This is a genomic window from Streptomyces colwelliae, from assembly GCF_048158785.1.
In the GTDB taxonomy this organism is placed as follows: domain Bacteria; phylum Actinomycetota; class Actinomycetes; order Streptomycetales; family Streptomycetaceae; genus Streptomyces.
Genome location: NZ_JBLTJC010000163.1, coordinates 1 through 22,711, shown reverse-complemented (window position 1 = coordinate 22,711; position 22,711 = coordinate 1). Strand labels below are relative to the sequence as shown.

Here is a 22,711-nt window from a genome sequence, read left to right as displayed (position 1 = left end):
CCCCGTCACCGAGGCGAAACCACAGCCCCCAACAACCCGGGCCCGGTATGTGCCCCGATCACCGCCCCGACCTCACTCACATGCAGATCGGCCAGCCCCGGCACCCGCGCCCGCAACCGATCCGCGAGCGCCGACGCCCGCTCAGGCGCGGAGAGATGGTGGACAGCGATGTCGACCTGCGCACTGCCCGCCCGGTCCGCCGCCAGCTCCTCAAGGCGGGCGATCGCCTTCGACGCCGTCCGTACCTTCTCCAGGAGTTCGATGCGCCCGCCCTCCAGCTGGAGCAGCGGTTTCACGGCGAGCGCGGAGCCCAACAGGGCCTGCGCGGCGCCGATACGGCCGCCCCGGCGCAGATAGTCGAGGGTGTCGACGTAGAAGTAGGCGGAGGTGCCGGCGGCCCGCTTCTCCGCGGCTGTGACCGCCTCGTCCACCGTGCCGCCCGCCTCCGCCGTCTCGGCCGCGGCGAGTGCGCAGAAGCCGAGTGCCATCGCGACCATCCCGGTGTCCACGACCCGCACCGGCACCGGTGCCTCACGCGCGGCGACGACCGCCGCGTCGTAGGTGCCCGAGAGTTCGGCGGAGAGGTGGAGGGAGACGATGCCGGTGACGCCGGACTCGGCGACCTTGCGGTAGGTCTCCGCGAAGAGCTGGGGGCTGGGGCGCGAGGTGGTGACCGGACGGCGCTTCTGCAGGGCCTGGGCCAGCGAGCGGGTCGAGATCTCGGTGCCCTCTTCGAGCGCCCGGTCGCCGAGAACCACGGTCAACGGCACCGCTGTGATGCCGTGGCGCTCCATCGTCAGCGGCGGCAGGTAGGCCGTTGAATCGGTGACGATCGCGACATGGCGGGACATGAGCTGGAGGTTACCTGCCGTAGCGGCCGGGCGGCAGCCCGACCCCTCTCACCTGGGCCGGAACCGGACGGATCACACCGTGCCACATGCTCACGCCGTGCCGCACGCTCACCCCATGCCGCGCACTCACACCGTCCCGCACCTTCATGCCGCGCCGCCCGATCAAGTCGTGCTCTCGGGGCGGGGTTTCTTCTGCCAAGGGTAGACGGGGCGTCGTCCCGGCGGGGTGATGGCGGACGGGGCAGGCTCATCGGCGGCGGGACGGGAACGCGGGGGCTCCGGCCAGGTCTGCCGGCCCGTCGTGGCGTCGGCGGGCGGGGCCTCGGGCCACGGAGGTGTCGTGTGCTCCGACTTCGTCCAGTGCCGCAGGGCACCGGCCTCCATGTCTATCTGGGCGCTCAGCGTGTCCAGGTCGTCCTCCGCGAAGCGGCCGGCACGGTCGCGGGCCGCCCAGCGCAGCGAGTCCGCCGACTTCGTGATGCGCTCGGTGCGCTCGCGCAGGGCGGGCAGCCGCTCGGCGAGGGTCCTGCGGTCCGGCTCGGACTCCAGGCGCCTGAGCTCGCCGTCGAGTTCACGGCCGTGCGCGCTGAGCCGCTCGAAGAGGCCCAGGGACTCCTTGAGCGACTCGTCCTCGGTCACGCCCGCGTGCAGCGCGTCCTGGGTCGCGCGCATCGACGTGCGCAGCGCGAGCCGGAGTTGGGCCACCTGTCCCTGCGGTCCGGGCTGGGCGAAGGACTTGGCGCGCAGGGTGTGGTCCTCGACCGAGCGCCGGGCCTGCGCGACCGTGCGGTCGACGCCTCGCTTGGCCGCGCCGATCGCCTTGACCGCCGCATAGCCGCCTACGACCACGAACAGCAGGAAGAGAAGGGCGAAGACTGCGATCACGGCTTCCAACGCTCCTCCACCGGCTCCGGGCGGCACACGCCGCGCCGCTCTTCAACGGTAAACGCAACGGGCAGGTCCGGAGTTCCACAGGAACCCTGGACCTGCCCGTAGGGGACTACCCCGAGGCGCTCGCACCGATCCCGGCGAAAAACTGCGCAGGACTACGCCGGAACGATGTTCACCAGCTTCGGCGCCCGCACGATGACCTTGCGGATGCCCGCGCCCTCCAGCGCGGCGACGACCTTCTCGTCGGCCAGCGCGACCTTCTCCAGCTCGGCCTCGGAGATCGTCGGCGAGACCTCCAGGCGCGCCTTGACCTTGCCCTTGATCTGCACGACGCAGGTCACGCTCTCGTCGACGACGTACGCCGGGTCGGCGACCGGGAAATCCTGGTGGACGACCGTGTCGGTGCGGCCCAGCTTGCGCCACAGCTCCTCGGCGACGTGCGGGGCCAGCGGCGCGATCAGCAGCACCAGCGACTCGGCGACCGAGCGCGGCACCGCGCCGCCCGCCTTGGTCAGGTGGTTGTTCAGCTCGGTGACCTTGGCGATGGCGGTGTTGAACCGCAGCCCCTCCAAGTCCTGGCGCACACCGTCGATCGCCTTGTGCAGGGCACGCAGCGTGTCCACGTCGATGTCGGCGTCCTCGATGTCGACGACCGTGACCTCACCGGTCGTCTCGTCGACGACGTTGCGCCACAGCCGCTGCAGCAGCCGGTACTGACCCACCACCGCGCGCGTGTCCCACGGCCGGGACACGTCCAGCGGGCCCATGGCCATCTCGTACAGGCGCAGGGTGTCGGCGCCGTACTCGTCGCAGATCTCGTCCGGAGTGACCGCGTTCTTCAGGGACTTGCCCATCTTGCCCAGCAGCCGGGAGACCTTCTCGCCCTGGTGGTAGTAGGCGCCGTCGCGCTCCTCCACCTCGGCGGCCGGCACCGGGAAGCCCCGGCTGTCCCGGTAGACGTAGGCCTGGATCATGCCCTGGTTGAACAGCTTGTGGAACGGCTCCGGGGACGAGATGTGCCCCAGGTCGAACAGCACCTTGGACCAGAAGCGCGCGTACAGCAGGTGCAGTACGGCGTGCTCGGCGCCGCCGACGTACAGGTCGACGCCGCCGTGCGGCATCCCCGCGCGCGGGCCCATCCAGTACTGCTCGATGGCCGGGTCGACCAGCTTCTGGTCGTTGTGCGGGTCCAGGTAGCGCAGTTCGTACCAGCACGAACCGGCCCAGTTCGGCATGGTGTTGGTCTCGCGGCGGTACTTCTGGGGGCCGCGGCCGTCGCCCAGGTCCAGGGTGACGGCGACCCAGTCCTCGTTGCGGGACAGGGGCGTCTCCGGGGACGTGTTCGCGTCGTCCGGGTCGAAGGTGCGCGGCGAGTAGTCCTCGACCTCCGGCAGCTCCAGGGGCAGCATCGACTCGGGCAGCGAGTGCGCGATGCCGTCCTCGTCGTAGACGATCGGGAAGGGCTCGCCCCAGTAGCGCTGGCGGCTGAACAGCCAGTCGCGCAGGCGGAAGTTGACGGTGCCCTCGCCGATGCCCTTGCGGGCCAGCCACTCCGTGATGCGGGCCTTGGCCTCGGCCACCGGCAGGCCGTCCAGGGAGATGTCGCCGTTCGAGGAGTTGATGATCTTCGCGTCGTACGACCCGAAGGCGTTCTCCCATGTCGACGTGTCGATGCCGCGGCCGTCGGTCGGCTCGACGATGCAGTTGATCGGCAGCTCGAAGGCGCGCGCGAAGTCGAAGTCGCGCTGGTCGCCCGCCGGGACGGCCATGATCGCGCCGGTGCCGTAGCCCATCAGTACGTAGTCGGCGATGAAGACGGGCAGCCGCTCGCCGTTGGCCGGGTTGGTCGCGAACGCGCCGGTGAAGACGCCGGTCTTCTCCTTGGCCTCGGTCTGCCGCTCCACGTCGGACTTGGTGCCGGCCTGCGCGCGGTACGCGGCGACGGCCTCCGCCGGGGTGGCGTGACCGCCGGTCCACGCGTCGCGCGTGCCCTCGGGCCAGGCGCCCGGCGTGAACTTGTCGACCAGCGGGTGCTCGGGCGCCAGCACCATGTAGGTCGCGCCGAACAGGGTGTCCGGGCGGGTGGTGAAGACGGTGATGTTCTCGCCGTCCACGGGGAAGTCGACGCGGGCGCCCTCGGAGCGGCCGATCCAGTTGCGCTGTTGCAGCTTGATGGCCTCGGGCCAGTCCAGCTCCTCCAGGTCCGCCAGCAGCCGGTCGGCGTAGGCGGTGATGCGCATGTTCCACTGGCGCAGCTTGGCCTTGAAGACGGGGAAGTTGCCGCGCTCGGAGCGGCCGTCGGCGGTGACCTCCTCGTTGGCCAGCACGGTGCCCAGGCCGGGGCACCAGTTGACGGGCGCGTCGGAGGCGTACGCCAGGCGGAACTCGCCCAGGACGTCGGCACGTTCGGTGGCGCTCAGCTCGTGCCACGCGCGCGTGTGTCCCGGTACGGCTCGCTCACCGGTCTCGAACTGGGCGATCAGCTCGGCGATCGGGCGGGCCCTGTCGGCCTCGTCGTCGTACCAGGAGTTGAAGATCTGGACGAAGATCCACTGGGTCCACTTGTAGTACCCGGGGTCGATCGTGGCGAACGACCGGCGCTTGTCGTGGCCCAGGCCCAGCGCACGCAGCTGGGACTTCATGTTGGTGATGGCGGCCAGGGTGGTGATCCTGGGGTGCTCGCCGGTCTGGACGGCGTGCTGCTCGGCGGGCAGGCCGAAGGCGTCGAAGCCCAGGGTGTGCAGCACGTTGTGGCCGGTCATCCGCTGGAACCGGGCGAACACATCGGTGGCGATGTAGCCCAGGGGGTGGCCGACGTGCAGGCCCGCACCGGAGGGGTACGGGAACATGTCCATGATGAACTTCTTGGGGCGGGCGGCCAGTTCGGGGTCGTCGGCCAGGTCACCGCTCGGGTTCGGCGCCTCGTAGGTGCCCTCGGCGTCCCAGAAGTCCTGCCAGCGTGCCTCGATGTCCGCGGCCATCGCGGCCGTGTAGCGGTGCGGGGCGACCACCTCGGCGGCGGCAGCGGGGTTCGTCTCGCTCATGATCCTCAAAGCTCCATCGATCGTCTCTGCCAGCGGCTGCGACATTTCAGGCTGTGACATCCACCATGTGACGTCCAGCAAATGAAAAATCCCCTCGCACAGGAGGGGACGCCGCGCTGATTCCGACCTCACCGTTCACCGGTGGTCGGGACTGATCAGCGCGGCTCGCTAAGCAGAAGGCGTACGGCACGCATGGCGTCAGAGTACCGCAGCCCTTGAGCACAACGCGACGCGCTTCCGTATCACCCTTGGCACCCTGTCCACAGCGGCGTGGACTGACCCCAGTTCAAGGATTACCTTCGCGTACCACCCACTACGGGACATCACAGCAAGCGCATTGTCGTTTGATAACAACGCAATAACTCAAACCTCGTACCCACCGGTATGGAGCCACTTAGAGTTCGGCAGCGGGACCGCTTTCCCGATACTGCTCGGAGTTGCCCCCATGAACCCTCGTCGTAGTACCAGTTCGCTCCCCAAGCCGGGCCGCTCGGCCTATGGCGTGGTGAGCCTCGTCGTCCTGATCTTCATACCCGTGTTCGTGCTGGCCGGAGGCAGCCAGGTACAGGACTTCCTCAACTTTGGTGCGGGCGTCCTCTCGCTCGTCTCCCTCTCCTGCTCGGTGATCTGGGGGCTCGTCGCCCAGGACCGGGTCATCCTCAACATCCGCCAGCGGATCGTGGCGCAGGGCATCCACCGGGTGACCGCCGTCGGCTCGATCGCGTTCCTCGTGGTGCACATCACGGTCAAGCTGGCGCTCGACCACACCGTCCTGATCGCCGCGCTGATCCCCTTCAGCCTCGGCGTGAAGGGCAGCGCCGGGCTCATCGGCCTCGGCTCCCTGGGCGGGCTGCTCATGATCTTCGTGGGCATCACCGGCGCCCTGCGCAACCAGTTCGCGTCCCCCGCGCCGGTCGCCGCCCGCTGGCGCGCGATGCACATGCTGGCCTACCCGGCCTGGTGCGCGGCGCTGGTCCACGGCCTGTTCGCGGGCCGCGCGGCGAAGCCGTTCTTCATGATCTCGTACGAGCTGTGCCTGGTCGGGGTCGCCGCCGCCCTCGCCCTGCGCTCGGCGCCCCGCCCGTTCAAGCGCAAGTTCGCCGACAAGGTCGCCAGGCTCCTGGGCAACGAGGAGCGGCCGGGTCTCGACGAACTCGACGCGAGCCGCGGCCGCGCGGCCGAGTCCGGACTGCCGGGCTACGAGAGCAGGCGTCCGGCCGAGGGCCGACGGGCCGCGCGGCAGCCCTCGTTCACCGAGACCGGGTCGATGCCGCGCGTGGACCCCGCCGGCGCGTACGAGACGAGGTCCATGACCCCGGAGGCCGACACGAACAGTTTCGCGGCCGCCTACCGCACCGCCACGCCGGAGTCCACCGGTCAGATGCCGTTCATCACCGACCAGACCTCGCGCATGAACGTGCCGATGGACATACAGAACACGCAGGCCGTCCCGCGCGCGGACAGCGGCGGCAGTACCTCCGGCAGCTGGCCGATCCCGTCGCCGCCGCCGGTCGGCGAGGCGCCCCCGTCGGCCTACGACCCGCTCCAGGACACCGGTTACAACATCCCCACGTACAACAACAACGCGAACACGGGCGGGTACGGCGAGGGATACGTGTACGACACCGGTGAGTCGAACGGTGCCTCCGGTACGTACAACCCCAATGACACGTACAACAGCGGTCCCGCCACTGATCAAACGCCCAACGCGTCGTACGACTTCGACGCGCAGGGCGGCTCGGGCGAACCTTGGAACACGCCTTCCGGAGGCTATAGGTGAACGAGGCCCTGCCCGACGTCCCAGAAGTCCGCGTGGTCGGGCTTCCGCAGCTCACGTCTGGCTTCGACCTTGTCGAGAGACTCGACCTGCCCATGCACCTGAAGGTGCACGGGCCGCTCGAACCGATGGGCGGGGAGCAGCTCGCGAAGCTCTCCGAGGCCATCAACCTGAAGGGCCGCGGCGGCGCGGGCTTCCCCTTCCACAAGAAGCTGCGCTCGGTCGCCGAAGCGGCGATCAAACGCGGCGTACGACCGGTCGTCGTCGTCAACGGCAGCGAGGACGAGCCGGCCTGCCGCAAGGACACGGTGCTCATCAACCGTGCCCCGCACCTCATCCTGGACGGCGCCCTCCTGGTCGCCGAGGCCCTGGGTGCCCGCACGCTCGTGGTGGGGGTCACCCGTGAGTCGACGCAGCGCTCCATGGAGGCCGCACTCTCCGAACGCGGCCTGAGCAACACCCGCCGCTCGGCACTGAAGGCGTTCGTCCAGCGCAACCCGGTCCGCATGGTCACCGGCGCGGCCGCGTCGCTGATCCGCTCGATCGACGGCGGCCCGGCGATCCCGCCCGGCCGCAAGGTCAGCGCCTCCCAGAACGGCGTCGGCGGCGCCCCCACCCTGCTGTCGAACGCCGAGACGTTCGCCCAACTCGCCATCGCCGCCCGTATCGGCCCCGAGCGCTACGGCAACACCGGCCTCTACGACGAGCCCGGCACCGTCATGCTCACGGTGTCCGGAGCGGTCGCCCGCCCCATGGTGATCGAGGTCCCCACAGGCGTACCGCTGCGCTACGTCCTTCAGCTGGCCGGCGCTCCGCCGGTCCCCCAGGGTGTGCTGACGGGCGGTTACCACGGCAAGTGGATCGACGCCGCGACGGTCAACGAGGCGATCGTCTCCCGCAACTCCCTGGACGCGGTGGGCGGTGCGCTCGGCGCGGGCGCCATCATGCCGATCACCCAGGAGACCTGCCCCCTGGGCGAGTCACTGCGCGTGGCCCAGTGGCTGGCCGACGAGAGCGCGGGACAGTGCGGTCCCTGCTACCTCGGTCTGCCGGCCGCCGCGCGCGGCATGGAGGACATCCTCAACGGCGGCGGCCCGGCCGCCCTGGAGGCGCTGAAGCAGGTCGCCAAGGCCGTGAAGCGGCGCGGCGCGTGCTCGCACCCGGACGGCTCCGCGATGTTCCTGGAGTCGACCATCAAGGCGTTCACGGACGACCTCGCCGCCCACGTCCTCGGAAACGGCTGCGGAAGGCCCGTGGAGGGCGTTCTGCCGCTCTTCGAGGGCGGACAGGTCCCGGCGGGCATCACGAGCGGCGCGGAGGCCGAGGACAACGGTCCCAGCCGTCAGAAGATCTACGTCGACTGGACGCTGTGCCGGGGCCACGGTCTGTGCGCGGACATCCTCCCGGAGGTCTTCGAACTCGGCGCCGACGGCTTCCCCACCGTCGCGCAGGCCCAGGTGCCGCGGTACGCGGAGGCGAAGGCGCTCCGCGCGGTGCGCCGTTGCCCGGCGCTCGCGCTACGCCTGGAGGAGGAGACCGCGCGGGACAAGGGCCCGTCCCGCAACCTGCCGGTCCTCTCCCAGGGCCGCGGCCGGCGGGCCCTGGGCCGCTGAGCACACGGACGGCGGGCCGCCCCCTTCTTAAGAAGAAGGCGGCCCGCCGTTCCATGAACGGCACCAACTCCCCCTGAACACACCGAAGGCGGGTCATCCCGTGGGATGACCCGCCTTCGACTTCTGTGGAGCTAAGGAGAATTGAACTCCTGACCTCCTGCATGCCATGCAGGCGCTCTACCAACTGAGCTATAGCCCCGTGCGGTGTGCTACCAGGTCTCCCCGGCGGCGACGCCAACATTACCGGTGGACCCGGTGCACCACCAAATCGTTTCCGTCCCCCTGGTCGTGACCGTGATCGCCGGGACCTCCTCTCGCGGGGTCCCGGCCCCAGTCAAGCGGTGACGAACGAATAGAACCGTTTCAATGTGCAGTGCTCTTCCAGGAGTCGACCGTAGATCGGCTCACCCTCGAGTTCGCGGTACGTCTCGATCGGGTCGCCTTTTATGATCAGCGCCCGCGCGCACTCCTCGCACCAGTACTGGTAGTCGGGATTCACCGGTTCCATGTCACGGACGATCGGCGTCCCACTGCCGCACCAGTCGCACTTTCGCCTGTGTGCACCCATCGATCAGCTCCAGCTGTGGCCGCAGGCCGTGCACACGTAGGAAACTCCGCCGTTGTCACCGAGGACTTGGGCCACGTGGGCGGAACCGCAGGAAGGGCAGCTCAGGCGGGTGATCGTATCCCGTATCAACGCCGCATCGAAGAGGTGGTCGACCTCCTCGATGATGCTCGCAGGCATCGCTACTCCCTCCCGTCGGGCCGCGCCCCCTCCGGCCGTTTGATTCTGCCACGGCCGGACCAATACGGTCAGCGACGCCTCAGTACCAGTCCGGACACGGCCCCCACCGCGGCCGTCCCCGCCAGCGCGAACATGCACGCCAAAAGCGCCTCCGCAGAGGTATACGCCCCCGGGGCCCCAAGTGACTCAAGCCGGTTCAAGAACAGTGTGCCGAAAACCGCGACCCCGATCAGCTGACCCAGCTGCGCGACCGTGGAGAGCAGACCGCTGGCGTCCGCCGCGTCCTCGGGCCGCACCGTCGCGAGGGCCCGCGTCAGCGTCGGACTGAAGGCGAGCGCGAGCCCGGCCCCCACGCCGACGTACGCCACGTACAGTACGGCCCCGCCGCGGTCGCCGCCTTCGAACGCCAGGCCGACTCCCAGGATGGACGGCAGCGTGATCACGAATCCGAGTGGAGTCAGCGCACGCTGCCAGGCCGTCGGCCACCTGCGCCAGGTGAGACCGACCACTCCGAAGACGACCGCGGTCGGCGCGAAGGTGAGACCGGCACGCAGCGCGCTGAAGCCGAGGCCGCCCTGGACGTGCAGGGTGAGCGCGAACAGGAAACCGGCGTTGACGGCCATCACGGCCAGGATCCGGAAGACGGCGAGACCCATGCCCGGGTGACGCAGCACACGTGGTGCGATCAGCGGCGCTCCCCCACGCCGGGCGAGCCGGGACTCGTACACGCAGAACGCCGCGAAAAGCACCGCCGCCGCGATCAGCGACAGCCACGACCACGTCGGCCAGTCCTCCTCCTGCCCCAGCACCAGCGGCACCGTCAGCAGCGAGACCGCCGAGGCGAGCAGCACAAGACCCGGCACGTCGAAGGCCCGCGCGCGCTCCGGCTCCGCCCCGGCGTCCCGCGGCAGCACGCGCCGGCCGAGGAACAGGAGTACGACTCCCACGGGCACGTTGACGAGGAACACCGGTCGCCAGCTCGTGCCGAACAGGTCGGCGCTGACCAGGACACCGCCGAGGATCTGCCCGGCCGCGGCGCCGACGGCGATGACCGCCGAGTAGACGCCGAGCGCCCGCATCCGGGCCTCGCCGACGAAGTTCCGCTGGATCAGGCTGAGCACCTGAGGGATCATCAGCGCCGATCCGGACCCCTGGATCAGGCGGAACACGATCAGCTCGGTCGAGCCCTGGGCCAGCCCGCAGGCGAGCGAGGCGGTGGTGAACAGGGCAAGCCCGGCGAGGTGGACCCGGGCGTGACCGAGCCAGTCGCCGAGCCGGGCGCCGGTGATCAGCAGCACCGAGTACGTGATGGTGTAGCCGGCGATCACCAGTTGCAAGTCGGCGCCGGACGCGTGGAGTTCGGTGCCGATGGTGGGGGCGGCGACGTTCACGATGAACACGTCGAGCAGCGCCATGAACAGGGCCGCGAGCAGCACCGCGAGCATCGGCCCGCGGCGATTGTCAGTGCCGGGGTCTTTACTGGTGGCAGGAGTTGGAACGGGTGCGGAATCCGGTTCCGTCCGGGGTGATGTCGTCATGCGGTCGAGCGTGGGGGCGCTCCGGTACGGGTGCCGAGAGCCCGCTGATGCTGGTACTGGCAGCACCTGGCACGGACCGGGTCGGGCGTCGAACATGGGGGATGTGACGATGGGGATGGGGACGACACAGCGCCGCCGGCCCGAGCTGGCCGCGTTTCTTCGCAGCAGGCGCGCCCGGGTGACACCGCACGACGTCGGCATGCCGCCGGGTTTTCGACGCCGCACGCCGGGACTGCGCCGCGAGGAGGTCGCGCAGCTCTCCGGAGTGGGCGTCACCTGGTACACGTGGCTCGAACAGGGACGGCCGATCAACGCGTCGGCGCAGGTGCTGGACGCCGTGGCGCGCACACTCCGGCTCGACGCGCCGGAGCGCGAACATCTGTATCACCTGGCCGAGGTGCCGTACGCGCACCCTCCGGAAGTGATCGCGCGGTCGGTGGGGCCGGAGATCCAGGGCATCCTCGACGCCCTCGAGCCACGCCCGGCGGTGGTCTACAACTCGCGGTACGACATCCTCGCCACCAACTCCCCCTACCGGACGGTGTTCTGGCCGGAGCCGCTGCCGTCGGGCCCGATGCCGAACGTGTTGTGGAAGCTGTTCACGGTGCCGGCGGAGGAGTGTCCGCTGCTGTACCGGGAGACGGAGCTACCGGTGATGGTGGCGACTCTGCGCTCGGCCTACGGAGTGCATACCGGCGAGCCCGCCTGGGAGGAGTTCATACGCGGGCTGTCGGCGTCGAGTCCGCTCTTCGCGCGGCTGTGGAAGAGCGGGGACGTGGCGGAGCCGGGGCGGCGGGTGAAGACGTTCCGGCACGCGGAGGTGGGCGAGATGCGGATGACGTCGGTGTCGTTGTCGGTCAACGGCATGCCGGAATGCCGGATCGTGGTCTACACCCCGGCCGACGAGGAGACTCGGCTCCGCGCGCAGGCGCTGACAGCGACGAAAAGATCCCACCCCTGAAAGGGATGGGATCTCATCGATTCGATCGTGGACGACTCTCGATCCTTGACAACTCAAGAGTGTCGATCTGTGGAGCTAAGGAGAATTGAACTCCTGACCTCCTGCATGCCATGCAGGCGCTCTACCAACTGAGCTATAGCCCCTTGTGTTCTTCCCGCTCGGCGGGCGAACAAGAAGAACTTTAGCCTGCGACCTGCCGGAAAGTGAAATCCGGGGTCGGGGCCTTGGAGGGCCGCTCAGTCGTCGTCGCCGAGCACCGGTTCCGGGAGCGTGCCGGCGTTGTGTTCCAGCAGGCGCCAGCCGCGGGCGCCCTCGCCGAGCACGGACCAGCAGCAGTTGGAGAGGCCGCCGAGACTCTCCCAGTGCTGGGACTCCAGACCGAGGAGACGCCCGATGGTGGTGCGGATCGTGCCGCCGTGGCTGACCACCACGAGGGTGCCGTCCTCGGGCAGCTTCTCGGCGTGCCGCAGCACGACGGGGGCGGCCCGGTCGGCGACCTCGGTCTCCAGTTCGCCGCCGCCGCGGCGCACCGGCTCACCGCGCTTCCACGCGGCGTACTCCTCGCCGTGGCGGGCGATGATCTCCTCGTGCGTCAGTCCCTGCCAGACGCCCGCGTAGGTCTCCCGCAGGCCCTCGTCGTGGATGACGTCGAGGTCTGCGAGGGCGGCCAGTTCGGCGGCCGTGTTCGCCGCCCGCTTCAGGTCGGAGGCGACGATCGCGTCCGGCTTGAGGGAGGCCAGCAGCCGGGCGGCACGGCGGGCCTGGCCGATGCCGGTCTCGGTGAGTTCGACGTCCGTGGTGCCCTGGAAGCGGCGCTCCACGTTCCACGCGGTCTGGCCGTGGCGCCACAGGATGACGCGGCGGCCCCGGCCCGCCTTGCGGCCGTCGGCCCCGGCGGTCACCGCACCTCCCCGAACTCGGAGGCGTCCTCCTCGGACTGCAGCTTGGCGTGCTCGGCAGCCTTGCCGCGGGTGGCCTTGGCCTCGGCCGGGAGTTCCAGCTCGGGGCAGTCCTTCCACAGCCGCTCCAGGGCGTAGAAGACGCGCTCCTCGCTGTGCTGGACGTGGACGACGATGTCGACGTAGTCGAGCAGGATCCAGCGGGCGTCGCGGTCGCCCTCGCGGCGCACCGGCTTGGCGCCGAGTTCCTTGCCCAGCCGCTCCTCGATCTCGTCGACGATCGACTTGACCTGACGGTCGTTGGGAGCGGAGGCCAGCAGGAAGGCGTCCGTGATCGACAGCACGTCGCTGACGTCGTAGGCGATGATGTCGTGCGCGAGCTTGTCGGCGGCCGCCTGGGCGGCGGCGGAGATGAGCTCGATGGAGCGGTCAGTGGCGGTCACTACGCGGCTTTCGGTCGGCGGTCAACAGACCTCAAGGGTCTCACGGACCGCGGACGGCCCCCCACGTGAATAACGGATCATGCCCCGGACGCCGGTCCGGACACCGGCTCCGGCCTCCGGGGCATGCTCTCCGTCACGACGACGTCACGAGGACGACGACGGCTTGTAGTCCTCTCCGAGGACCACCGAGACGTCCGCGTTCGCGGAGACTGTGCCCTTGGTCACGGTGCTGGTGGGCAGGCCCAGGGTCTTGGCGACCTCGGTGGCGTTCTCCTTGTCGGCCGCGTCGGAGTACGTGATCTTGGACGTGGCCGAGGTCGTGGAGGGTGTACCGGCCTCCAGGAAGGTGAAGCCGCCGTTGAGGAGGACGACACGGGCCTTCTCGGTGTCGTCCTTCACGCCGGTGGCGTTCTGGACGGCGACCCGGACCGCCGAACCCTCGTCGGGGCTCTTCGCGGTGCCGCCGAGGATGTCCTTGACGACGCTGGCCGAGGCCTGCGCGGTCAGGGTGCCGTCGTTCTGGACGGGCAGCAGGGCCGTCTTGTAGTCGCCGCTCTTGGCGAGGTCGGCGAGCTTGGCGAGGAAGGTGCCGAGGTCCTTGTCGGTGAGGGGCGGGTCCAGGATCTGGGCCAGCGTCTGCACGGTGGTGGTCGCCGCCGTCGGGTCCGAGGTCAGCTGGCGCAGCACGCCCTGCATGACCTGGCCGAACCGCTCCAGCTGAGCGTTCTGCGCCTCGCCGGACGCGCGGTAGGTGGCGTAGGCGACGGCCATCTTGCCGCTGAGGGTCTGGTCCTTGCCCTTGTTGACGAGGGGCGCCGCGTTCTTCTTCGTGGCGGCCGGGTCGGGCACGTCGGCGTTGGTGTCGATGTCGATGTTGCCGACGAGGTCGACCAGGTTCTGGAGGTAGGGGGTGTCCAGCCGCCAGGTGCCCTCGATGTCGGTGCCGAGGACCGTGTTGAGCTGGTCGACGGTCCCGGAGGTGCCGTCGTCGTCCACCGACTTGGCCAGCGTCGTCGTGTTGCCGTCGTCGTCCGTGAGCGCGAGGGAGTTGGGCAGCAGCACGGTGGTGCCCTGCTTCAGGGTGGTGTTGTCGACGAGCAGCACCGAAGAGGTGCCGCCCTTCGCGGTGTTGTGCAGGTGGACGACGATCACGTCGCGGTTCTGGGCGCCCGCGGCCGTCGTGGTGCCGGACTTCGAGGATGACGAGGACACTCCGGGGAGCTTCCCGGCGTACCAGAGGTAGCCGACACCGCCGGCCGCGACCAGCGCGAGGACCACGACGAGGGCGACCATGCGGCCGCGGGCACGGCGCTTGGCCTCCTCGCGGCGCTCGGTGCGGTTCTCGGTGAAGTTCAGCCAGTCGATGACGTCCTCGGAGTCGTCGGTCGGCTCCTCCACGAACGCGAACTGCTCGGTGCGGTAGTCCCGTTCACCCGCCTCCGGGGCCTTCGGGGCTTCCGTGTCCTCGGCCGGCCCGGACTGCTGCGGGATGTACGCGGTCTGCTCGGCGACCCGGGGCTGCTGTCCGCTGGCCGCGGTCTGCCCGTAGGGGTCGTAGGCCGTCGTCGTCCCGGTGGCGTACGGGTCGTAGCCGGACTGGGGCGCCTGCCGGCCCGTGTCGTAGGGCTGCTGGGCGGGAGGCTGCTGGGTGCCCGTGTCGTACTGGGGCGGCTGCTGCTGGGTGCCGGTCGCGTACGGGTCGTAGGCGTAGCCCTGTTGCTGCTGCTGCCCGTACGGGTCGTACGGCTGCTGCTGCGGGGGCTGTTGGGTCTGCTGGGCCGGGACCTGCCGGTAGACAGGTTGGTTGTATTCGTCGTAGCCGACGAGTTCGTACTGGTCGCCGCCGTACCCGGCGTCGTATCGGTCGTTCACCGGTGCCCCTCTCGGCTCACTCGCCGCGGTACAGCTCGCGCTTGTCGATATAGCGCACGACTCCGTCGGGCACCAGGTACCAGACGGGATCTCCCTTCGCGACTCTCGCACGGCAGTCTGTGGAGGAGATGGCCAGTGCGGGAACCTCGATCAGCGAGACGCCGCCCTCCGGGAGGCCCGGATCGGTCAGCGTGTGGCCGGGGCGGGTGACCCCGATGAAGTGCGCGAGGGAGAACAGTTCCTCCGCGTCCCGCCAGGTCAGGATCGCGCCGAGGGCGTCGGCGCCGGTGATGAAGAACAGGTCCGCGTCGGGGTTGAGCGCACGCAGGTCGCGCAGGGTGTCCGTCGTGTAGGTGGGGCCGCCGCGGTCGATGTCGATACGGCTCACCGAGAACTGGGGGTTCTCGGCGGTCGCGATGACCGTCATCAGGTAGCGGTCCTCGGCCAGCGCGACCTTGCGGTCGGTCTTCTGCCACGGCTGACCGGTCGGGACGAAGATCACCTCGTCCAGGTGGAACTGCGCGGCGACCTCACTGGCCGCCACGAGGTGCCCGTGGTGGATCGGGTCGAACGTTCCGCCCATGACGCCGAGACGGCGCTTGCCGGGGTTCGACGGGCCGTTGTTGCGCGGGCCGTTCGCCATTCGGATCTCCGTGCCACGCGTCGTGTCGTTCGCCGGACCGGTAGGCATGTCCTGCTCTCCCATGCGTGCAGACCCTACCGGCCCGGTGTGAAGGCCCCGAGACCCGTCCGGCGGACAGAACGGGCAGAACCTAGCGGTCGCGGTTGAAGCGGGTGGTGATCCACAGCAGGAGCATCAGGACGATGAACGCGCCGCCACCGGTGATGATCGGCTGGAGGCTCTCGTGGTTGCCCCCGCCCTCCCCCTCGGCGGCAAGAGTGACCAACTGGGCAGCAGTGCCGTGGATGCTCATCTTCAGCAGAACCTATCCGGTGTGGGCGGGATAAAGATGTCGGCCCATGGTAAGCGGGCGCCCCGGCGGCGATCACGCCGACTCCGCCATTGGGAACGCGACATGGGCGTCGGCAGGGAACTCGACGGGCGCCTCAGTCGTCCTTCTGTTTGTACCCGCGCAGCAGGAACCACGCGGTCAGGATGCAGCCGAGGAACATCACGATCAGTACGACCTTGAGCAGGTCCCCCGATCCTTGCCGGGGGGCGGCGTTCGCGGCCTCTGCGAGCCAGGCGGCTGCGGAATGGGGCTCCATGCGTTGACTCCTTCGCTGTACTGCCCGTCCACGGTATATCCGCCTAGGCTGGGCTCTGCTTCGGGGGCACTCAGGGCACTCACACGCACATGGGGGACCACATGTCCGAAGACGGCCACGAGCAGAACGGGCACGAGAACGTGCCGAGCAGGCAGCGCAGGCGCTTCCCGGGGATCTCCTCGCGTGCGTACGAGCACCCGGCCGACCGCTCCGCCCTGGTGGCGCTGCGCAAGCTGACCGGGTTCGACACGGTGTTCAAGGCACTCAGCGGACTGCTGCCCGAGCGCAGTCTGCGGCTGCTGTTCCTGTCCGACTCGGTGCGCGTGTCGGATCAGCAGTTCGCGCACCTCAACGACATGCTGCGGGACGCCTGTTACATCCTGGACCTGGAGAAGGTCCCGCCGATGTACGTCACCCAGGACCCGCAGCCCAACGCGATGTGCATCGGCCTGGACGAGCCGATCATCGTCGTCACCACCGGCCTGGTCGAGCTGCTCGACGAGGAGGAGATGCGGGCGGTCGTCGGCCACGAGGTGGGCCACGCGCTGTCCGGCCACTCCGTGTACCGCACGATCCTGCTGTTCCTGACCAACCTCGCCCTGAAGGTCGCCTGGATCCCGCTGGGCAACCTCGCGATCCTGGCGATCGTGACGGCGCTGCGCGAGTGGTTCCGCAAGTCGGAGCTGTCCGCCGACCGCGCGGGTCTGCTGGTCGGCCAGGACCTGCGGGCCTCGATGCGCGGCCTGATGAAGATCGCCGGCGGCAACCACCTGCACGAGATGAACGTGGATGCCTTCCTCAAGCAGGCCGAGGAGTTCGAGTCGGGCGGCGACCTGCGCGACTCGGTGCTGAAGATCCTGAACGTGCTGCCCCGCTCCCACCCGTTCACCACCGTGCGGGCGGCCGAGCTGAAGAAGTGGGCCGAGTCCCGCGACTACCAGCGGATCATGGACGGCCACTACCCGCGGCGCAGCGAGGACAAGGACACCTCGGTCTCGGACTCGTTCCGCGAGTCGGCGGCGAGCTACGCCAGCAACGTCAAGAGCTCCAAGGACCCGCTGATGAAGCTGGTCAGCGACTTCGCCGGCGGCGCGGGCGACCTGGGCGGCCGAGTGCGGCGCGGCTTCGGCGGCTTCGCGAGTTCGACCCCGCAGGACGAGCCGCCGTCGGGCTCGGCCAACGGCACCGAGCAGCCGCCCACGGACGACACACCGCCGCGCGACTGAGGACCCACCGAGCCTACGGACGGGGCCGGCCCTCACGGCGGGGGCCGACCTCACTCACGTACGGCAGCCTCGCTCAGGTACGACGGCCGTGCACGGCACCTTCCGAGCACGGCCTCCCGAGGGTGCGGAAATTCAGGAAACTCACACCTTCGGACTCGGGAAACTCACACCTTCGGCTGCGCGCTAGTCGCCAGTGACCCGCACAGCGCCGTCGCGCTGCCCGTCGCGTACGGGTCCGTGCCGGCCGGGCCGCCCGCCTTGGCGGTCTGGCCGGCGAGCAGGGGGCGCAGATGGGTCACGGAGTCCTCGGCGCAGGACAGGGGCCCGGCCTGGACGTAGGAGACGACGATCTGGGCCTGGTGCATGCGCAGGTCGTCGCGGTCGAAGCGGAAGTGGAGCTCGCGGCGGACGGTGAACAGGGACACCTGGGCCTGGTCGCCGGAGCCGGCCGAGGCCGTCGTGCCGGTGGGCCGCAGCGCGTAGACGAAGGTTCCGTCAGCGGTGACTTCGAGGGTGGACGAGTCGATCTCGGTAGCGGCCAGGGTGCCCTGCACACGGATCTTGCGGTCGGCCAGCTGGACGCGTGAGGGGTCGAAGCGAACCAGCCATCCGGTGGGCTCGTGCCGGCCGTCGGCGGTCGGGTGCTCGAAGCTCTGGTCGAACTGGTCGAGTTGGTCCGGGTCGACGAGGACACGCGCGGGGCGGATCTGTCCGCCGGTGAGGACCGCCGGGTAGAGCGAGGACTCCACGATGTAGTCCTTGGCGGTGCTCAGGGCGGCGATGACCTGGCTGTCCGAGAAGTGCGCGGTGCGCCGCGCGGCCGGCAGCGGCACGCCCTCGGCGCCGACGCTGAACTGCGCGGCGGGGCTGTGCGCGTAGAGGGACTCGGCGTCGGCCGCCCCCGGCACCTTGCCCTGGGGGGACAGCGGGATGACGGTCATCCGCAGGGGCTCGACGGGCTGCTGGGCCGTGGGGGTCGTGTAGGGGTGCCGTACGCCCATGTAGATCGCGGTGCCGAAGGCGACGGCGATCAGCATGACCAGGATCAGGGCCTGGCGGGAGAGACCGCGGCGCAGGGCCGGGCGGCGGCGGACGGCGGGGGCGTGGTCGGCCAGGCGCTCGTGCGCGGAGAACTCCTGGAGGCGGGCAGCGCGGACGAACGACTCGTCGAAGACGACGGATCGATACTCGTCCTCACCACCACCGGGAGCGCCCTCGGGCGTGCCCTCAGGTGGGTCTCCTGGACCGCCCATACTTTCAGAGTAGGTCTCTGGAGCCTCAGGTAAACGCCCTGGTACACGACAAGTTCTGACAGGTTCTCACCGGGGCGCTCACAGCTCGCTCAGGGCGTGCGCGGGACCGCGGACAGCGGTGGCTGGGAGTTGTCGGCGGAAGCGGAGGGTGCCGCCGCCGTGCCCTGTTCCACGCCGGTGGAGGCCGGGGGCGGGACGCGGTCCCTGCCGCCCGAGGAGGCGCCGCGGTAGACCGCAGAGAAAGCCAGGGCGACCATGCCGATGCCCATCACCAGGGCGAGCAGCCAGGCGACGGGACGGTGCCAGCGGACCTGTTTGCCGTAGGTCCCCGGGGCGCCGTAGCGGCCCTCGACGACATCGGGGTCGTCCAGGTCGTCGAGTTCCGGATCATGGCCGAATTCGCGTCCGTAGGCGTCCTCGAACGGATCGTCGTCGCCTCGCGCGCGTCTGCCGTGCTGCGCGCGGCGGGCTTCGGCCTCGGAGGCCTCGGCTCTCGCCTGCGCGGCGGCCAGGAGGCGCTCGACGGCGGTCGGCTCGTGTACTACGGCCGCCCGTATGAAGGCCTCGTCGAAGACCACGGATGCGAACTCTTCGTCCGACATTCCGCGGTCGTGGTCGTCGTCGGGCTCCCAGCCGTCAGGAAACGGCCTGCCCCCCACGTCCTCCGGCACCTCTCCAGAGTAGACCTGGGGGGTCAATTTGGGCAGGCGGTAGGGAAATTCATCCGTTGTGTGAGACGTCTCTCCCCCGACGAGGCGCTATGCCATCCGCATATGCCGGACGGCGGGGCCTCAGCGCCGGATGTGCCCGTCGCCCGTGACGATGTACTTGGTGCTCGTCAGTTCCGGCAGGCCCATCGGGCCCCGTGCGTGCAGCTTCTGGGTGGAGATACCGATCTCGGCGCCGAAGCCGAACTGGCTGCCGTCCGTGAAGCGCGTGGAGGCGTTGACGGCGACGGTGGTGGAGTCGACCAGCTGGGTGAAGCGGCGGGCGGCCTGCTGGGAGCTGGTGACGATCGCCTCGGTGTGGCCGGAGCTCCACAGCCGGATGTGCTGGACGGCCTTGTCGAGCGAGTCGACGACGGCGGCGGCGATGTCGTAGGAGAGGTACTCGGTGTCCCAGTCCTCCAGGGTGGCCTCGACGACGGTGGCCTCGGAGTCCTTGGCGTAGGCGAGGACGCGTTCGTCGGCGTGCACGGTGACGCCGGCCTCGGCGAGGGCGTCCAGGGCGCGCGGCAGGAACTCGGGGGCGATGTCCTGGTGGACGAGGAGGGTCTCGGCCGCGTTGCAGACGCTGGGCCGCTGGGCCTTGGAGTTGATCAGGATGTCGATCGCCATGTCGAGGTCGGCGTCGGCGTCGACGTAGACGTGGCAGTTGCCGACGCCGGTCTCGATCACGGGGACGGTCGACTCGTTGACGACGGTCTGGATCAGGGAGGCGCCGCCGCGCGGGATGAGCACGTCGACGAGACCCCGGGCACGCATCAGCTCACGCACGCTCTCGCGGTTCTCGCCGGGTACCAACTGCACGGCGTCGGCGGGGAGTCCGGCGCCGCCAACCGCGTCGCGGATGACGCGCACGAGGGCGGTGTTCGACTCGTAGGCGGAGGCCGAGCCGCGCAGGAGGACCGCGTTGCCGGACTTGAGGCAGAGGGCGGCGGCGTCGACGGTGACGTTCGGGCGGGCCTCGTAGATGATGCCGACGACGCCGAGGGGGACGCGGACCTGGCGCAGGTCGATGCCGTTCGGGAGGGTCGAGCCGCGGACGACCTCGCCGACCGGGTCGGGCAGCGCGACGACGTCCCGTACGTCCGAGGCGATGGCCCGTACGCGCTCGGGCGTCAGCGTCAGCCGGTCGATGACCGTCTCGCTGGTGCCGGCGGCGCGGGCCTTGGCGATGTCCTTGGCGTTGGCCTCGACGATCTCGCTCGTACGGACCTCCAGCGCGTCCGCGATGGCGAGCAGCGCGTCGTCCTTCTCGGCGCGCGGCAGCGGCGCGAGGTCGGCGGCGGCGGACTTGGCGCGGTACGCGGCCTGCGTGACCGGGGACAGGGAGTCGTACGGCGAGAGCGTGGTCATGAGGGAAGGGTAGTGCGCCCCGCGAAGGCGTCCACCGGCTATCCCAAAGCGCGAGACAAGCACGGAAGGCGCCGAGGACGGCTCACAACAGACCCTGAGGGTCTTAGAACGGATGTACGCCCACCGGGGTCGCGGGCAGCGGGCCGTACCCCTCGGAGATGCGCTGGTGGTAGGTCTCGCGGTCGATGACCTCCAGGCCGACGATCTCCCACGGCGGCAGCTTGGCGGTCTGACGGTGCTCGCCCCACAGGCGCAGCGCCACGGCGGCCGCGTCGTGCAGGTCGCGGGCCTCTTCCCAGTAGCGGATCTCCGCGTGGTCGTTGGCGTAACGGCTGGTCAGCAGAAAGGGGTGGTCGTGGGCGAGCTGTTCCAGACCGCGCCGCACCTCCTTCAGCGGGGCCTCGCCGCCGGAGACGCTGAGGGTGACATGCCACAGCCGGGGCAGATCCTTGGGTTCCTCGCCCTCGTACCGGGCGCCGGCCGCGACGCTCGTCAGCGTGCGCTCCTCGCCGGGCGCGCGGGAGGTGGCACCACCGCGGGACGCCGCCGCCCCAGGGCGCACTCGTCTCACGACGGCCTCCTTACGCAAGGGGCGAGCTTCAGTGCTCGCGCGGATGTGTCCCTGAGCAAAGTTGAGCAGGCCCAAGGCGTCCGCGTGGCGCTTTTACGGAAGGTCCACCTCACGGCTGTCGCCCGCGATCGGCGTTCCCGCGATTTTCGACCGGGCGCCTCGCCGGGTCTACGGGTGCAGGATCACCAGGTCGTCCCTGTGGACGACTTCCCTCTCGTACGACGGTCCCAGCTCCCGCGCCAGTTCCCTGGTGGAGCGGCCGATCAGCTGGGGGATCTCCTTGGCGTCGAAGTTGACGAGACCCCGGGCGACCGCGTGCCCGGCGCCGTCGCGGAGTTCGACGGGGTCGCCCGCGCTGAACTCGCCCTCGACGGCGGCGATTCCGGCCGGCAGCAGCGACATCCGGCGCTGTACGACCGCGCGTACGGCACCGTCGTCGAGCGTCAGCGAGCCCTGGGGGGTGGACGCGTGCTGGAGCCAGAGCAGCCGATCCGCGGAACGCTTTCCGGTGGCGTGGAAGTAGGTTCCGGTGTCGCCGCCGCCCAGCGCGTCGGTCGCGTGGACCGCGCTGGTCAGCACGACGGGGATGCCGGCGGCGGCGGCGATCCGGGCCGCCTCCACCTTGGTCACCATGCCGCCGGTACCGACGCCGGCCTTGCCCGCGCTGCCGATCTCGACGTGCGCGAGGTCGGCGGGCCCGCGTACTTCCGCTATCCGCGAGGTGCCCGGCTTGCTGGGGTCGCCGTCGTAGACGCCGTCGATGTCGGAGAGCAGGACCAGCAGGTCGGCGTGGACGAGGTGGGCGACGAGGGCGGCGAGCCGGTCGTTGTCGCCGAAGCGGATCTCGTCCGTGGCGACGGTGTCGTTCTCGTTGACGATCGGGAGGGCGCCCATGGCGAGGAGTTTGTCGAGGGTGCGGGAGGCGTTGCGGTGGTGGGAGCGGCGGCTCATGTCGTCGGAGGTGAGCAGGACCTGGCCGACGCGGATGCCGTAACGGGCGAACGAGGCGGTGTAGCGCGCTACCAGGAGGCCCTGGCCGACGCTCGCGGCGGCCTGCTGACGGGCCAGGTCCTTGGGGCGGCGGCGCAGTCCGAGCGGGGCCAGTCCGGCGGCGATGGCACCGGAGGAGACGAGGACGACCTCTTTCTCTCCCCCGCTGCGGCTCTTGGCGAGGACGTCGACGAGCGCGTCGACCCGGTCGGCGTCCAGGCCGCCGGCCGCGGTGGTCAGCGAGGAGGAACCCACCTTGACGACGATCCTGCGGGCCTCGGTCACGGCCTGCCTTGCCCCTGCCACGTGCGACGTCCCCTCGGGTAGATCCGGCTGGCAATCTACGCGAACCGGGTTGCCCTGTGCACGTTGGTCCAGGTCTCGGACAGGAGGGTTGTATGCAGAGTGCGGCCCGGTGGGGGCTGGTCGCGCCCACGCGGCGGAGCCGCATATCGACACAGCCCCGCGCCCCTTGAAAACTCGGGTCGGCCCACGTCTTCTAGGGCGCGGCCAGCCGTGACGTACCCGCACCCACACCCGCCCGGCTCAACCAGACCGACCCACGCCCAGCCACCTCGCGCGATCGGACTCGGCCCCGCGGTCACGTGACGCGGTCGGGAGCAGGCTCAGCCGCCCCTCACGCCTCGGGTCCCTGCCCCGGTTCCGCCAACGCCCCGGCCGCCGCACGCTGTTGTGGCCGACGCAGCGCAATCGCTCGCACCTCCACGC

General features: G+C 70.1%; 21 protein-coding genes and 2 tRNA genes. 4 read left to right on the top strand and 19 right to left on the bottom strand.

Annotated elements, in window-relative coordinates; genetic code table 11:
- Nucleotides 1-5: 5 nt before the first annotated feature.
- The 3 genes from ACNFOC_RS29535 to leuS form a co-directional block, all read right to left on the bottom strand.
- Nucleotides 6-851: a DegV family protein gene (locus ACNFOC_RS29535; RefSeq protein ID WP_416962117.1), complete on the bottom strand. Its 846-nt coding sequence runs from the start codon at nt 849-851 to the stop codon at nt 6-8.
- Between the two features lie 162 nt (nt 852-1,013).
- The gene (locus tag ACNFOC_RS29530) at nt 1,014-1,745 is read right to left on the bottom strand and encodes a hypothetical protein (RefSeq protein WP_416962116.1); all 732 of its coding nucleotides are present in this window, start codon (nt 1,743-1,745) and stop codon (nt 1,014-1,016) included.
- A 152-nt stretch (nt 1,746-1,897) separates the two neighbouring features.
- Nucleotides 1,898-4,786, bottom strand: a complete 2,889-nt coding sequence (leuS, locus tag ACNFOC_RS29525; protein WP_416962115.1) for a leucine--tRNA ligase — start codon at nt 4,784-4,786, stop codon at nt 1,898-1,900.
- 445 nt (nt 4,787-5,231) lie between these two features.
- On the opposite strand from leuS, the gene ACNFOC_RS29520 reads away from it, so the two are divergent.
- Both ACNFOC_RS29520 and ACNFOC_RS29515 read left to right on the top strand, forming a co-directional pair.
- Entirely contained in the window at nt 5,232-6,566 is a 1,335-nt protein-coding gene (locus ACNFOC_RS29520; RefSeq protein ID WP_416962114.1) for a cytochrome b/b6 domain-containing protein, read from the top strand.
- On the top strand, nt 6,563-8,176 hold the full coding sequence (locus ACNFOC_RS29515; RefSeq protein WP_363097268.1) for an NADH-ubiquinone oxidoreductase-F iron-sulfur binding region domain-containing protein: 1,614 nt from the start codon (nt 6,563-6,565) through the stop codon (nt 8,174-8,176). Before ACNFOC_RS29520 ends, ACNFOC_RS29515 begins: the two co-directional genes overlap by 4 nt.
- A gap of 126 nt (nt 8,177-8,302) precedes the next feature.
- On the opposite strand, the gene ACNFOC_RS29510 is transcribed toward ACNFOC_RS29515, so the two are convergent.
- The 4 genes from ACNFOC_RS29510 to ACNFOC_RS29495 all read right to left on the bottom strand — a co-directional run bounded on the left by ACNFOC_RS29510 (nt 8,303) and on the right by ACNFOC_RS29495 (nt 10,366).
- Nucleotides 8,303-8,375: transfer RNA gene (locus tag ACNFOC_RS29510), tRNA-Ala, on the bottom strand.
- Nucleotides 8,376-8,510: 135 nt separating this feature from the next.
- The gene (locus tag ACNFOC_RS29505; protein ID WP_003976229.1) at nt 8,511-8,744 is read right to left on the bottom strand and encodes a hypothetical protein; all 234 of its coding nucleotides are present in this window, start codon (nt 8,742-8,744) and stop codon (nt 8,511-8,513) included.
- A gap of 3 nt (nt 8,745-8,747) precedes the next feature.
- Nucleotides 8,748-8,921, bottom strand: a complete 174-nt coding sequence (locus ACNFOC_RS29500) for a hypothetical protein (RefSeq protein ID WP_019063265.1) — start codon at nt 8,919-8,921, stop codon at nt 8,748-8,750.
- A gap of 68 nt (nt 8,922-8,989) precedes the next feature.
- The gene (locus ACNFOC_RS29495; RefSeq protein ID WP_416962119.1) at nt 8,990-10,366 is read right to left on the bottom strand and encodes an MFS transporter; all 1,377 of its coding nucleotides are present in this window, start codon (nt 10,364-10,366) and stop codon (nt 8,990-8,992) included.
- 208 nt (nt 10,367-10,574) lie between these two features.
- On the opposite strand from ACNFOC_RS29495, the gene ACNFOC_RS29490 reads away from it, so the two are divergent.
- On the top strand, nt 10,575-11,420 hold the full coding sequence (locus ACNFOC_RS29490) for a helix-turn-helix transcriptional regulator (protein WP_416962113.1): 846 nt from the start codon (nt 10,575-10,577) through the stop codon (nt 11,418-11,420).
- 70 nt (nt 11,421-11,490) lie between these two features.
- On the opposite strand, the gene ACNFOC_RS29485 is transcribed toward ACNFOC_RS29490, so the two are convergent.
- The 7 genes from ACNFOC_RS29485 to ACNFOC_RS29455 all read right to left on the bottom strand — a co-directional run bounded on the left by ACNFOC_RS29485 (nt 11,491) and on the right by ACNFOC_RS29455 (nt 15,864).
- Nucleotides 11,491-11,563: transfer RNA gene (locus ACNFOC_RS29485), tRNA-Ala, on the bottom strand.
- Between the two features lie 93 nt (nt 11,564-11,656).
- On the bottom strand, nt 11,657-12,322 hold the full coding sequence (locus ACNFOC_RS29480; protein ID WP_416962112.1) for a histidine phosphatase family protein: 666 nt from the start codon (nt 12,320-12,322) through the stop codon (nt 11,657-11,659).
- Entirely contained in the window at nt 12,319-12,762 is a 444-nt protein-coding gene (gene rsfS / locus ACNFOC_RS29475; RefSeq protein ID WP_416962111.1) for a ribosome silencing factor, read from the bottom strand. Before rsfS ends, ACNFOC_RS29480 begins: the two co-directional genes overlap by 4 nt.
- Before the next feature lie 144 nt (nt 12,763-12,906).
- Nucleotides 12,907-14,634, bottom strand: a complete 1,728-nt coding sequence (locus ACNFOC_RS29470; RefSeq protein WP_416962110.1) for an LCP family protein — start codon at nt 14,632-14,634, stop codon at nt 12,907-12,909.
- Nucleotides 14,635-14,650: 16 nt separating this feature from the next.
- Nucleotides 14,651-15,340, bottom strand: coding sequence for a nicotinate-nucleotide adenylyltransferase (gene nadD / locus ACNFOC_RS29465; RefSeq protein WP_026151393.1), 690 nt, complete (start codon nt 15,338-15,340; stop codon nt 14,651-14,653).
- Between the two features lie 67 nt (nt 15,341-15,407).
- The gene (locus tag ACNFOC_RS29460; protein ID WP_033285922.1) at nt 15,408-15,569 is read right to left on the bottom strand and encodes a hypothetical protein; all 162 of its coding nucleotides are present in this window, start codon (nt 15,567-15,569) and stop codon (nt 15,408-15,410) included.
- 133 nt (nt 15,570-15,702) lie between these two features.
- On the bottom strand, nt 15,703-15,864 hold the full coding sequence (locus ACNFOC_RS29455) for a hypothetical protein (protein WP_019063257.1): 162 nt from the start codon (nt 15,862-15,864) through the stop codon (nt 15,703-15,705).
- A 101-nt stretch (nt 15,865-15,965) separates the two neighbouring features.
- On the opposite strand from ACNFOC_RS29455, the gene ACNFOC_RS29450 reads away from it, so the two are divergent.
- Nucleotides 15,966-17,090 (top strand): M48 family metallopeptidase, encoded by a 1,125-nt coding sequence (locus ACNFOC_RS29450; RefSeq protein ID WP_416962109.1) that lies wholly within the window; start codon nt 15,966-15,968, stop codon nt 17,088-17,090.
- Between the two features lie 164 nt (nt 17,091-17,254).
- Here ACNFOC_RS29450 and ACNFOC_RS29445 read toward each other — a convergent pair whose 3' ends face one another.
- From ACNFOC_RS29445 to proB, 5 genes are all read right to left on the bottom strand, one after another.
- Complete coding sequence (locus tag ACNFOC_RS29445; RefSeq protein ID WP_416962108.1) at nt 17,255-18,343, bottom strand: SCO2583 family membrane protein; 1,089 nt, start codon at nt 18,341-18,343, stop codon at nt 17,255-17,257.
- Between the two features lie 89 nt (nt 18,344-18,432).
- Nucleotides 18,433-19,014 carry an SCO2584 family spore wall biosynthesis protein gene (locus tag ACNFOC_RS29440; protein WP_489653619.1) on the bottom strand — a complete coding sequence of 194 codons (582 nt, stop codon included), beginning with the start codon at nt 19,012-19,014 and terminating at the stop codon, nt 18,433-18,435.
- A 120-nt stretch (nt 19,015-19,134) separates the two neighbouring features.
- A complete protein-coding gene (locus ACNFOC_RS29435) occupies nt 19,135-20,421 on the bottom strand; it encodes a glutamate-5-semialdehyde dehydrogenase (RefSeq protein ID WP_365300361.1) in 1,287 nt (428 codons plus the stop codon).
- 103 nt (nt 20,422-20,524) lie between these two features.
- Nucleotides 20,525-20,983: a DUF8830 family protein gene (locus tag ACNFOC_RS29430; RefSeq protein ID WP_019063252.1), complete on the bottom strand. Its 459-nt coding sequence runs from the start codon at nt 20,981-20,983 to the stop codon at nt 20,525-20,527.
- Between the two features lie 177 nt (nt 20,984-21,160).
- Entirely contained in the window at nt 21,161-22,267 is a 1,107-nt protein-coding gene (gene proB / locus ACNFOC_RS29425; protein WP_416962118.1) for a glutamate 5-kinase, read from the bottom strand.
- Nucleotides 22,268-22,711: the final 444 nt, after the last annotated feature.